The organism is Burkholderia sp. MSMB617WGS (assembly GCF_001532025.2).
GTDB classification, from domain to species: Bacteria; Pseudomonadota; Gammaproteobacteria; order Burkholderiales; family Burkholderiaceae; genus Burkholderia; species Burkholderia savannae.
In genome coordinates, this window is record NZ_CP013458.1 from 332466 (window position 1) to 345054 (window position 12589).

The following is a 12589-nucleotide window of genomic DNA, read 5'->3' on the forward strand; positions in this document are numbered from 1 at the left end:
TCGAATGCCGGCGCGTTAGCCGGCCTGCGGCTCGAGTTGCGCGAGCACCTGGCCGGGCGCGACCTGCTCGCCCGCGCGCGCGCCGAGCGACGCGACCTTGCCCGCGAACGGCGCGGTGATCGCGTGCTCCATCTTCATCGCCTCGAGCACCATGACCGTTTGTCCGGCCGAGACCGTCGCGCCTTCGTCGATGTCGACCGCGATCACGCGGCCGTTCATCGGCGCGCGCAGCACGCCGTCGCTGTCGGCGGCGCCGGCGCTCGCTCGGCCTGCGCGGTTGAGGATCGCGAACGCGTGATCGATGCCGTCGAGTTGCAGCCACAGGCGCTCGCGCGCGATCGCGAAGCAGTAGGCGTGCGCGCGGCCGTCGATCTCGACCGTCGACGGCTCGCCCGGCGGCGCGGGGCGTGCTCCGTCGAGCGCGACCGGCGCGCGGCCGTGCGCGCGCACGGCCGCGCGCCGGTCGATCGTCACCACGCCTCGTCGCGCATCCGCGTGCTCCGCGCTCGCGCTTACGTTCGCGTTCGCGCGCGCCGACGACAGCCGATATGGCACGGGCAGCGGCGCGCCGTTGCGCCAGCCGCGCCACGCGGGCGACAGCGTCTCCGCGCGATCGGCGGCGGCCGCCGACAGCCACGCGGCGATCGCCCACGCCGCTTCCGTCGGCGCGAAGCGGCGGCTGTCGTTGTCGGGAAAATGCGCGGCGATGAACGCGGTGGACACGGCGCGTCCGTCGACGAACGCCGGATGTCGCAGCACGCGCGCGAGAAATGCGCGGTTGCTCGGCACGCCGAGCAGCACCGTGTCGTCGAGTGCGTTCGCGAGGCGGTCGATCGCCTCGTCGCGCGAGCGGCCGTGCGCGATCAGCTTGCCGAGCATCGAATCGTAGTGCGGGCTGATCGCGACGCCGTCGGCGAGCGCATGATCGCAGCGCGCGTGACGGCCCGGCCGCCACGTCAGCACTTCGCCCGTGCGCGGCAGGAAATCGTCGGCGGGGTCCTCCGCGCAGAGGCGCACTTCGATCGCATGGCCGTCGAGCCGCACGTCGTGCTGCGCGAGCGGCAACGCATCGCCTTGCGCGACGCGCAACTGCCATTCGACGAGATCCTGCCCGGTGATCAGCTCCGTCACCGGGTGTTCGACCTGCAGCCGCGTGTTCATCTCCATGAAGTAGAACCGGCCGTCGCGGTCGAGCAGGAATTCGACGGTGCCCGCGCCGACGTAGCCGATCTCGCGCGCGACGGCGACTGCCGTCGCGCCGAGCCGCGCGCGCAGCGCGGCATCGACCGCGGGCGACGGCGCTTCCTCGACGATCTTCTGGTGGCGGCGCTGCACCGAGCAGTCACGCTCGCCGAGATGGACGACGTGGCCGTGCGTATCGGCGAACACCTGCACTTCCACGTGGCGCGGCTCGATCACGGCGCGCTCGACGATCATGCGGCCGTCGCCGAACGCGTTCCGCGCTTCGGATACGGCAAGCTTCAGCGCGGCGGGCAGCGCGTCGCGCGCATCGACGCGGCGCATTCCGCGCCCGCCGCCGCCCGCCGCTGCCTTCAGCATTACCGGAAAGCCGATTCGTTCGGCCTCCGAAAGCAGGCGCGCGTCGCTCTGATCGTCGCCGTCGTAGCCGGGCACGACGGGAATGCCGGCCGCTGCCATCCGGCGGCGCGCGCGGGCCTTGTCGCCCATCGCGTCGATCGCGTCGGCGCGCGGGCCGACGAACGCGAGGCCCGCCTCGACGGCGCGCCGCGCGAACGCCGCGTTCTCCGACAGAAAGCCGTAGCCCGGATGAATCGCCTGCGCGCCGCTCTTCGATGCGGCGTCGATCAGCTTGTCGATCGACAGATACGATTCGGCGGGCGTCGCGCCGCCGATCGACACCGCCGCGTCGCACGCGGCGACGTGCGGGCTGCGCGCGTCCGCGTCGGAGTGGACGGCGATCGTCGCGATGCCGAGCCGGCGCGCGGTGCGCGCGATGCGCACCGCGATCTCGCCGCGGTTCGCGATCAGCAGACGGGTGAAGCGGCGCTCGCTCATGGCGTCACCGGCAGCGTCGGCGCATCGGTTGCCCAGCGGGGCGCGCGCTTGTCGGTCAATGCGGCGAGGCCTTCGACGACCGTGCCCGAGCGCAGCGCGGCGGCGAATGCGTTCGCCGCCGCATCGAGGACGGCGGCGCGCTCGCGATGCAGTGTGTCGGCGACGATTCGCTTCGTCGCGCGCTGCGCGGCCGGTTCGCATGCGAGCACGCGCGCGAGCTCGCCGCGCAGCAACGGATCGATGGCGTCCGCGTTCGCGATTTCGTCGGCGAGGCCCGCGTGCAACGCGTCGGCGGCCGACAGGCGGCGGCTCGTCAGCATCAGCCAGCGGCCGCGCACGGCGCCCGCGCGTGCGACGATGAACGGCGCGATCTGCGCGGGCGGCAGGCCGAGCGACGTTTCGGGCATCGAAAGATATGCGTCGCTCGCCATCAGCACGCGGTCGCACGCGGCCGCGAGCCCGCAGCCGCCGCCCATCGCCGCGCCTTCGATCACGGCGAGCGTCGGCATCGGCAGTGCCGCGAGCCTGTCGAGAAGCGCGCCGAACCGGCGGTTCGACGTTGCGATCGGATCGGGCGCGTCGGCGGGCGCCGGCTCGCGCATCATCGCGTGAAAGCCGCCGAAGTCGCCGCCCGCGCAGAACACGCCGCCCGCGCCGCGCAGCACGAACGCTCGCACGCCGTCATCGGCGGCGACGCGCGCGCACTCGGCGTCGAGCGCCGCGACGAGATCGTCGGTCAGCGCGTTGCGCTTGCCCGGCCGATTCAGCGTCGCGAACACGACGCCGTGCGTTTGCGCGACGTGCAGCGGCGCGAGCGTCGAGGAAGTCGTCTCGGTCATCGCGCGTCACTCCCGCGGCAGCGTGCCGAGCTTCTTGCAGATGATGCCGAGCATCACCTCGTCCGCGCCGCCGCCGATCGAAAACAGGCGCGTGTCGCGATAAGTGCGCGAGATGCTCGATTCCCACGCGAAGCCCATGCCGCCCCAGAACTGCAGGCAACTGTCGGTGACTTCGCGCGCGAGGCGTCCCGCCTTCAGCTTCGCCATCGACGCGAGCGTCGTCACGTCGCCGCCCTGCACGTACAGTTCCGTCGCGCGATATGTGAGCGCGCGCAGCGCCTCCACCTCGGTCTTCAGCTCGGCGAGCCGGTAATGCACGACCTGATGATCGAGCACGGGCCGCCCGAAGATCTTGCGCTGACGCGTGTAGTCGATCGTTTCGTCGATCGAACGATCGAGCACGACGAGCGCGGCGGCCGCGCCGTAGAGCCGCTCTTCCTGGAACTGCAGCATCTGATAAGTGAAGCCTTGGCCTTCCTCGCCGATCAGGTTGCGGCGCGGCACGCGCACGTCGTCGAAGAAGATCTGCGCGGTGTCCGAAGAATGCATGCCGATCTTGCGGATCTTCTTCTCGATGTGCACGCCTTTCGATTTCAGCGGCACGACGATCAGCGATTTGTTCCGATGCGGCGGGCCGTCCGACGTGTTCGCGAGGCAGCACATCCAGTCGGCCTGCGTGCCGTTCGTGATCCAGAGCTTCGTGCCGCTGATCACGTAATCGTCGCCGTCGCGGCGCGCCGCCGTGCGAATCGACGCGACGTCCGAGCCCGCGCCCGGCTCCGACACGCCGATGCACGACACGTGCTCGCCTGCGATCGCGGGCGCGAGGAACTCGCCGCGCAACGCATCGGAGCCGAAGCGCGCGAGCGCGGGCGTCGCCATGTTCGTCTGCACGCCGATCGCGAGCGGCACGCCGCCCGCCTTGCACACGCCGAGCGCCTCGGCCATCACGAGCTCGTAGCTGTAGTCGAGGCCGCCGCCGCCGAACGCGGCGGGCTTGCTCAGGCCGAGCATGCCGAGCGCGCCGAGCTTGCCGAACACGTCGTGCGCGGGAAAGATGCCGGCTTCCTCCCATTCGTCGACGTGCGGATTGACCTCTTGCTCGATGAAGCGCTTGACGGTGCGCGAGATCGCTTCGTGTTCTTCGGTGAAATGCATGATGTCTCCAGATCAGGGGCGGGCGACGCCGAACGTGAGCGGTTGGACGGTCTTGCCGCGGCCGTCGCGGCAGACGGCGAGCGTCATCGCGATCACGCGGCGCGTGTCGCGCGGATCGATGACACCGTCGTCGAGCATGCGCCCGGACGTGTAGAACGCGTGGGTCTGGCGCTCGAAGTTCGCGACGATCTTCTCGCGCAGCGCATCGATTCGCGCGCGGTCCGGCTCGACGCCTTTCGCGCGCGCCGCGCCTTCCATCACGATCGCCATCGTGAGCGCCGCCTGCTCCGCGCCCATCACCGCGGTGCGCGCGTTCGGCCACGAAAACACGAAGGCCGGATCGAAGCCGCGCCCGCACATCCCGTAATTGCCCGCGCCGAACGAAGCGCCGCACAGGATCGTGATCTGCGGGACGGTGGCGTTCGACACCGCCTGGATCATCTTCGCGCCATGCTTGATCATTCCCGCGCGTTCGGACTCCTTGCCGACGATGAAGCCCGTCGTGTTCTGCAGATAGACGAGCGGCACGCCGCTCTGGCAGCACGCCTGAATGAAATGGGTCGCCTTCGTCGCGCCGGCCGGATCGAGCGGGCCGTTGTTCGTCACGATGCCGACGGGCATTGCGTGGATGCGCGCGTGCGCGCAGACGGTGGCCGGCCCGTACGACGGCTGGAATTCCAGAAGATCCGATGCGTCGACGAGCCGCGCGATCACCTCGCGCATGTCGACGGGCTTCTTGCCGTCGCGCGGCAGGATGCCTAGCAGTCCTTGCGGATCGAGCGCGGGTTCCTCGCCGACGGGCAGCGCCGCCTCGCGCTCGCGCCAGCCGAGCTTGTCGACGAGCTCGCGCAGGATGCGGATGCCGTCGGCGTCGTCGTCCGCGACGTATTCGGCGAGGCCCGACACGCTCGCGTGCATCGTCGCGCCGCCGAGCTCCTCGTCGGTCGCGATCTCGCCCGTCGCGGCCTTCAGCAGCGGCGGGCCGGCGAGGAACGCCTTCGCGCGGTCGCGCACCATCACGACGTAATCGGACAAGCCCGGCATGTACGCGCCGCCCGCGGTCGACGAGCCGTGCACGAGCGTGAGCACCGGGATGCCGGCGGCGGACAGCTTCGCGAGCTGATGGAAATGGCGGCCGCCGTGGATGAATTCCTCGACGCGGTATTGCAGCAGGTTCGCGCCCGCCGATTCAACGAGATGCACGAACGGCAGCCGATGGTCGAGCGCGATCCGCTGCAGCCGCTGGAATTTCTCGAGGCCCATCGGCTGCAGCGCGCCCGCGTCGATGCCCGAATCGGCGACGACGATCATGCAGCGCGTGCCGCTCACGTAGCCGATGCCGCCGATGAGGCCCGCGCCCGGCACCGATTTGTCCGGATCGCTTTCGCCGACGAGATAGCCGGCGAGCGCCGCGAGCTCGAGAAACGGCGCGCCGGCGTCGACGAGGAGCGCGAGCCGCTCGCGCGGCAGCAGTTGCCCGCGCTTGTCGAAGCGCGGGCCGGCCTTCGCCGATTCGTCCGCGGCGCGCGCGTTGAGCGCGTGCCATTGCGCGATCAGCGCGCGCATGTGATCGGCGTTGTCGCGGAACGCGGCGCTTGTCGTATCGAGACGGGAATCGAAGATCGGCATGTCAGCGCTTGAAGAGTTCGGGCGCGATCGCGCGATGGAAGCCGTCGAACGGCGCGTTCGCGTCGACGGGCTGCATCGCGAAATGGCGGCGCGCGTTCGGCGCGCCGCCGTCTACGCGCAGGCACGCGCCGCTGATGAACGACGCGGCGTCCGACAGCAGGAACGCGATCGCCGCCGACACTTCGGCTTCGTTGCCGATGCGCCCGAGCGGCACCATCTTCGGCAGGCCGCGCAGCATCGGCTTGATCGCGTCGGGATACGTGTCCATTCCGCTCGACGCGATCCAGCCGGGCGCGACGGCGTTCACGCGCACGGGCGCCCATTCGGCGGCGGCCGTCTCGGTGAAGTTCAGCATGCCGGCGCGCGCGGCGCCGCTGTGGCCCATGCCCGTCATGCCGTGCCACATGTCGGCGATGATGTTGACGATCGCGCCCGTCTTGCTCGGCTTCATCGATTGCACGTAGCACTCGCGCGCGACGAGAAAGCCGCCGAGCAGGTTCGTGTTGAGCACGGCCTGCCAGCCTTTCGCGCTGATCTGATCGAGCGGCGCGGGGAACTGGCCGCCCGCGTTGTTGACCAGCAGATCGACGCGGCCGTGCCGCTCGACGATCTGCGCGATCGCGTGCCGCACGCCGTCCTCGTCGCGAATGTCGCATGCGATCGCGTCCGCACGGCCGCCGTCTTCGTGGATTTCGGCCGACACGTTCGCGAGCTTGTCCGCGTTGCGGCCGAGCAGCACGACGAGCGCGCCGAGCGACGCGAGCTCGTGCGCGCAGCAGCGGCCGATGCCGCTGCCGCCGCCCGTGACGAGCGCGACCTTGCCGTCGAAGCTGCCCGCGCGAAGTTGTGAGCGATATGCCATGTGAGGTTTTTCGTCCGTCAGTCGAGAAACAGATCGTTCGGAAACGACGTGGTGCCGGGCACGACCGCGTAGCGCGAGAGATCGGCGACACCCGCGCCGGCGAGCACCTGCTCGTCGATGAAGAAGCGGCCCGTGTGCGTGCGCGCGTCGAGCGACAGCACGTGCGCGGCGGCGTCGGCGACGATCTCCGGCGTGCGGCAGACCTCGGGCGCAATGCCGGGAATCATTTGCAGCGCCGCCGTGCGGATCACCGTGCGCGGCCACAGTGCGTTGACCGCGATGCCGTGCGGACGGAATTCCTCCGCGTGCCCGAGCACGCACAGGCTCATGCCGTATTTCGCGATCGTGTACGCGACGTGCGGCGCGAACCATTTCGGATCGAGATTCGGCGGCGGCGACAGCGTCAGCACGTGCGGGTTGCCGCCGCGCTTCGCGGATTCCCTCAGATACGGCAGCGCCGCCTGCGTGCACGCGAACGTGCCGCGGACGTTGACGTCGAACATCAGGTCGAAGCGTTTCATCGGCGTGTTCGGCGTGTCGGTCAGGCTGATCGCGCTCGCGTTGTTGACGAGCACGTCCACGCCGCCGAAACGCTCGGCCGCGCGCGCGAGCGCGGCGGCGATCTGCGTTTCGTCGCGTATGTCCACTTGAAGCGGCAGGCATGCGCCGCCCGCCGCTTCGATCTCGGCGGCCGCGCTGTAAATCGTGCCGGGCAGCTTCGGATTCACGTCGGCGGTTTTCGCGGCGACGACGACGTTCGCGCCGAGGCTCGCGGCCTTCTTGCCGATCGCAAGCCCGATGCCGCGCGAAGCGCCGGTGATGAAGACGGTCTTCCCTTGCAGCGTGCTCATCGGGCGCCCCGGATGTCGTCGTGTGCGATGTGCGCATCGTAGCGCCGTGAATCTAATAAATCAATCGGTTGATTTATTTTTGCCGCGTTCCTAGAATCGGCACGAAAGCGGCCGACTCCCGGCGCACCGAAAGGAGGCATCGATGCATCGCGCGATCCCGAACCCGGCCTATTACCGGCCGGAGCACGTCCAATTGCAGGACACGTTGCGCCGATTCGTCGCGAACGAGATCTCGCCGTACGTGAACGATTGGGACGAGGCGGGCGAGTTTCCGCGCGAGCTGTACGAGAAGGCGGCGCGCGTCGGGCTTCTCGGCATCGGCTTTCCCGACGCCTACGGCGGCGTCGAGGACGTCGACATGTTTCATCGGCTGATCTGCTCGATCGAGCTCGCGCGCTGCGGCGCGGGGGGCGTCGTCAGCTCGCTGATGTCGCATACGATCGGCGCGCCGCCGATCGCGCACGCGGGCAGCGACGAACTGAAGGCGCGCGTGCTGCCCGGCATTCTCGCGGGCCGCAAGATCTCGGCGCTCGCGATCACGGAGCCGGGCGGCGGCTCGGACGTCGCCGCGCTGCGCACGAGCGCGGTGCGCGACGGCAGCCGCTACGTCGTGAACGGCGAGAAGGTGTTCATCACTTCGGGCATGCGGGCCGACTACTACACGGTGGCCGTGCGCACCGATGCGCACGCGCAGGGCGCGAAGGGGCTGTCGCTGCTGCTCGTCGAAGGCGACGCGCCGGGCTTGTCGAAGACGCCGCTGAAGAAAATGGGCTGGTGGGCGTCGGACACCGCGCATCTGCGCTTCGACGATTGCCCCGTGCCGGCCGCGAACCTGATCGGCCCGGAAGGCGGCGGCTTTGCGCTCGTGATGCAGAATTTCAACCTCGAGCGCTTCAGCCTCGCCGCGTCGGCGCTCGGCTTCGCGCAAGTCTGCTACGAGGACGCGCTCGACTGGGCGCGGCAGCGGCGCACGTTCGGCCGGCGCGTCGCGGATCATCAGGTGATCCGGCACAAGCTCGTCGACATGGCGATGCGCATCGACGCGACGCGCGCATGGCTCGAGCAATGCGCGTGGCAGATCGATCATCTCGACAGGGGCGCGCCGACGCTCGTCGCGACGATCTGCATGCTGAAGAATTTCGCGACGCAGACGATGCAGTTCTGCGCGGACGCCGCCGTGCAGATACTCGGCGGCATGGGCTACATGCGCGGCACGCGGCCCGAGCGCATCTATCGCGAAGTGAAGGTCAACATGATCGGCGGCGGCGCGGAGGAAATCATGAAGGATCTGGCGGCGCGCCAGCTCGAGTATTAGCGCGCGGCGCTCGGGATCGGGCGGCGCGCGCGGGCGGATCGGCTTTCCAAGCGTTTAAAACTCGCCGATAATCGCTCGAATGACGGGCTTCGCCGCAGCAGCGCGGTTGCGCGGCGGCGAGCGCCGGTTCGAAACATCGCATTGTGATTCTATGAGCGCCATACCTCAGGCCACGCGCAAGCGCGGGCGTCCCGTGAAGGGCGAGAGCGCGACGCTGCGCGACGAGCTGATCCTCAAGTCCGCGAAGCTGTTCCGCACGCAGGGATACGAACGAACGACGGTCCGCGACATCGCCGCTGCGGCGGGCGTGCAGGCGGGAAGCTGGTTCTACTATTTCAAGACGAAGCAGGACATTCTCGTCGCGGTGATGGAGCAGGGCATGTCGAACGCGCTCGCGCGGATCGAGGCGCTGGACGTCGAGAACCTGCCCGCGCGCGACGCGTTCCGCGCGCTCGTGCACACGCACTTGAAAACGCTGGTGTCGCCCGATCACGACTTCATTCCGGTGCTGCTGTACGAATGGAAGTCGCTCGACGAAGCGATGCAGGCGAAGGTGCTGAAGCTGAAGGACCGCTACGAGGCGGTGTGGGACGGCGTGATCGAGCGGCTGCAGGCGGCGGGCGAGTGGCCCGCGCCGACGCCGATCGACCGGCTGCTGATGTTCGGCGCGCTGAACTGGGTCGCGCAATGGTACAAGCCGAACGGGCCGCTCGGCCTCGATGCGCTCGCCGATCATGCGGTGCAGTTCCTGTTGCGCACGCAGCCCGGCTGCACGTTCGCCCCCGAGCCCGCGCGCGCGGCGAAGAAGAAATCCGTCAGGAAAACGGGCTGACGCGGTCGAGCCGATTCATTCGTCATCCGGAACGATCCGGCGCGGAGCGACGCGCGGTTCATGTGCGGCGATGCGTTGCGCCGGAAGCGCCGGGTGTGCAGGAGGCAGCGGACGAAGCAGTCGCGGCGGAAACCGCGACGCTTGTCATGCTGCCCGATGCGGCGTCGAGCGGCGTGGCAAGCGTTGCTGGAACGATCAGTACTGCGTGCCGTACGTCGCCGCCATGGCCGCAGTTGCCGTCGCGCGCCGAGCGTGTCTCGATGCGCCCGGCGGCCGACAGCGCCGCGACGATGTCCGCGGGATCGCGGGATCGCCGGCGTCGCGAGACGTCGCCAGCGTCAACGGCTGCGCGGGCCGGTACAGCGTCTCGCGGCACGGCGCGCCGAACCGGAGCGGCGCGCCGTGCCGCGAGACGCCGCTCACCGCGTGATGCGAGCGCCGCAAGCGCAGCACGAGCCGGCTCCCCGCGTGCCGCGGCTCGGCATGCGCGAACGCGAGCCGCGCGCTTTCCCCTTCGGAGAATTTCGGCAGGGCCGCTAGCTGATCGGCACGCACTTGCGGCAGCAACGGCAGCAACGGACGCAACGCCGCGCCCGCAGGCGATGCGTGCGGCGTTTGCCAACCCGCCTGCTGCAGGCGGTGCGCGATCTGCGCGCGGTGCGCCGGCCATTGCGGCGGCAGCGGCTCTTCCTGATCGGCGCCGGCGACCATCGCGTCGCGCGGCGAACCGCCTTTCTTACGCGTCGCCGGATGCCGCGCCGCGCCGCCGTGTCGTCCTCCCGCAAAGGCCGCGATTCGTTCGCCGGCCTGTTCGCCGAACCGCCCTCTTTTTTCATTTGAAGAAAACGCAGGCCGCCTGCATTGACAACCACGCGTCATTGATCAATTGAATATTCATAATGTGAATTCAACAATTGAAATGAATATTCGATTAAGCAGAGCATGGCCGTCGCCATCGTTCTGCAAGCGCGCCGTAAATTCTGCTCGGGCTGCATCGCGTGCGGCGCGGCTTCGCCGTCGGCTCGTTCGCTGCCCATCCGGCGCGCCCCGCCCGCTCGCCGTCACCGGCATGCCTGAGGCACGCCGCACAGAACCATTTCAATTCACTAACCAAAGCCTAACTCGATTAACGCGACCATAACGATAAATTAATTTATTGGTAAATTTCTTGTAAAGATAGATTTGACCTCCTAGCATGGCTTTGCAGTTCACCGTACCTCTCTTGTTTAGTGCTTGCAGTTAATACGTTTCCAATAACCACGCATTCATTATCTGGAGGATTACATGAAGAAACTTTCCTTCCTGCTGTCCGTCACCGCGATTTCGCTCGCCAGTCTCAGCGCGTTTGCGCAAGCCGGCGACCAGCCGGCCGCGGTCGACCGGGCGCTGCAATTGATCCAGCAGAACCCGGCCGCCTTCAACCTGGCCGCCGGCAGCGCCGCGCGCACGCTGAAGTTCGCGGCCGCGCAGCCGGGCGCGCCGGCGGAGGGCGACCAGTTCCAGGTGCGCGACGTGATCGTCGACCCGGACGGCACCGAGCACGTGCGTTTCGACCGCTTCTATGCGGGGCTGCCCGTGATCGGCGGCGACGTCGTCGTGCACTCGAATCAAGGGCAACTGAAGCAGGCGAGCCTGACCCAGCCCGTGCCGATCGATCTTGCCGGCAAGATCGGCAAGGTCGGCGAGCGCTTCGTGGTGCGCAACGCGCCCGATGTGGGTGCGGCCGCGGCCCGGCGCGCCGCGGCCAAGCACTTCGGCGCGGACGTGCGCCGTGTCGACGGCCCGGATCTCGTCGTGTTCGCGCGCGACGCCGCGCCGACGCTCGCCCACGCGGTGCGCGTGTACGGCAAGGCGACCGACGCGCACGGCGAGGCCGTGCTCTACTACGTCGACGCGCGCACGGGCAACGTGCTCGACGCGCAGGATCTGATCAAGACCGCCGCCGCAACCGGCACCGGCCGTTCGCTGTACTACGGAAACCTGTCGCTGACGACCGACCAGACCGGCACGAACGCGTACCGGATGCTCGATCCGACGCGCGGCAGCGGCTCGGTGTACGACGGCCGCGGCCTGACCTCGGACGAAGTCGAGCTGGCGACCGATCTGCCGATCTTCACGAGCAGCACGAACGTGTGGGGCGACAACACGACGAGCAACCGGCAGACCGTCGCGGCCGACATCGACTACGGTCTCGCGCTGACCTGGGATTACTACAAGACCACGCACAACCGCAACGGCATCTTCAACGATGGTCGCGGCGTGAGGAGCTACGCGCACGTGGTGTTCGACACCGGCGGCGGCACGACCGGCGCGAACGCGGCATGGCTGTCGTCGCGCGTGATGGTGTACGGCGACGGCGAGCCGGGCAGCCGCCTGCCGAAGCCCGTCGTATCGGTCGACGTGGCCGGGCACGAGATGAGCCACGGCGTGACCGAAGCCACCGCGAACCTGAACTATTCGGGCGATGCGGGCGGCCTCAACGAGTCGACTTCCGATATCTTCGGCACGCTCGTCAAGTACTACGCGAACAACCCGAACGATCCGGGCAACTACGTGATCGGCGCGCGCATCACGAGCGGCGGCCTGCGCAAGATGTACAAGCAGGATCTCGACGGCCGGTCGTACAGCTGCTATCCGTCCAGTGGCTTCACGTGGACGAATCCGCATTACTCGTCGGGCGTCGGCAACCGCTTCTTCTATCTGCTCGCGGAAGGCCCGGTGGTGCCGGCGACCGACACCGGGCTGTCGAAGAGCCAACTGGTCTGCAACGGCGACACCAGCTTCAGCGGCCTCGGCCGCGACAAGGCGGGCAAGATCTGGTATCGGACGTTGACTGTGTACTTGACCTCCAACTCCAGCTACTCGAGCGCGCGGCGCGCGTCGATCCAGGCGGCGAACGACCTGTACGGCGCGAATTCGGCTGAGAGCGCAACGGTTGCGCGCGCGTGGAGCGCGTCCGGCGTGAACTGACGACGCGGCGTATCGGCGGCGGCGTGCCCGCCGGCCGGGAAGCCCGTTCCTGCGGGCTTCCCGGCGATTCTCGATGCGCATGATTGGATCAAGCCG

Annotated in this window: 10 protein-coding genes; 4 read left to right on the top strand and 6 right to left on the bottom strand. The window is 68.8% G+C overall.

Annotation, left to right across the window (positions count from 1 at the left end; all coding sequences use genetic code 11):
• Nucleotides 1–15 precede the first annotated feature (15 nt).
• The 6 genes from WT60_RS21490 to WT60_RS21515 are packed head-to-tail and all read right to left on the bottom strand — an operon-like array spanning nt 16 to nt 7376.
• On the bottom strand, nt 16–2037 hold the full coding sequence (locus WT60_RS21490) for a biotin carboxylase N-terminal domain-containing protein (protein WP_060356114.1): 2022 nt from the start codon (nt 2035–2037) through the stop codon (nt 16–18).
• On the bottom strand, nt 2034–2876 hold the full coding sequence (locus WT60_RS21495) for an enoyl-CoA hydratase/isomerase family protein (protein ID WP_038746116.1): 843 nt from the start codon (nt 2874–2876) through the stop codon (nt 2034–2036). The genes WT60_RS21490 and WT60_RS21495 overlap by 4 nt, the downstream gene beginning before the upstream one ends.
• Nucleotides 2877–2882: 6 nt before the next feature.
• The gene (locus WT60_RS21500) at nt 2883–4034 is read right to left on the bottom strand and encodes an acyl-CoA dehydrogenase family protein (protein WP_038746118.1); all 1152 of its coding nucleotides are present in this window, start codon (nt 4032–4034) and stop codon (nt 2883–2885) included.
• A 12-nt stretch (nt 4035–4046) separates the two neighbouring features.
• Entirely contained in the window at nt 4047–5663 is a 1617-nt protein-coding gene (locus tag WT60_RS21505) for an acyl-CoA carboxylase subunit beta (protein WP_059642114.1), read from the bottom strand.
• Nucleotide 5664: 1 nt separating this feature from the next.
• Nucleotides 5665–6525, bottom strand: a complete 861-nt coding sequence (locus WT60_RS21510; protein WP_060356113.1) for an SDR family oxidoreductase — start codon at nt 6523–6525, stop codon at nt 5665–5667.
• Nucleotides 6526–6542: 17 nt separating this feature from the next.
• Nucleotides 6543–7376 carry an NAD(P)-dependent oxidoreductase gene (locus WT60_RS21515; protein WP_060356112.1) on the bottom strand — a complete coding sequence of 278 codons (834 nt, stop codon included), beginning with the start codon at nt 7374–7376 and terminating at the stop codon, nt 6543–6545.
• A 142-nt stretch (nt 7377–7518) separates the two neighbouring features.
• Between WT60_RS21515 and WT60_RS21520 the strand changes: the two genes are divergently transcribed.
• From WT60_RS21520 to WT60_RS21540, 4 genes are all read left to right on the top strand, one after another.
• The gene (locus WT60_RS21520) at nt 7519–8691 is read left to right on the top strand and encodes an acyl-CoA dehydrogenase family protein (protein WP_038746126.1); all 1173 of its coding nucleotides are present in this window, start codon (nt 7519–7521) and stop codon (nt 8689–8691) included.
• Between the two features lie 151 nt (nt 8692–8842).
• Nucleotides 8843–9523, top strand: coding sequence for a TetR/AcrR family transcriptional regulator (locus tag WT60_RS21530; protein ID WP_038746127.1), 681 nt, complete (start codon nt 8843–8845; stop codon nt 9521–9523).
• Nucleotides 9524–10138: 615 nt separating this feature from the next.
• Nucleotides 10139–10363, top strand: coding sequence for a hypothetical protein (locus WT60_RS33875; protein ID WP_145986847.1), 225 nt, complete (start codon nt 10139–10141; stop codon nt 10361–10363).
• 444 nt (nt 10364–10807) lie between these two features.
• Nucleotides 10808–12493, top strand: a complete 1686-nt coding sequence (locus WT60_RS21540) for a M4 family metallopeptidase (RefSeq protein WP_059671406.1) — start codon at nt 10808–10810, stop codon at nt 12491–12493.
• Nucleotides 12494–12589: the final 96 nt, after the last annotated feature.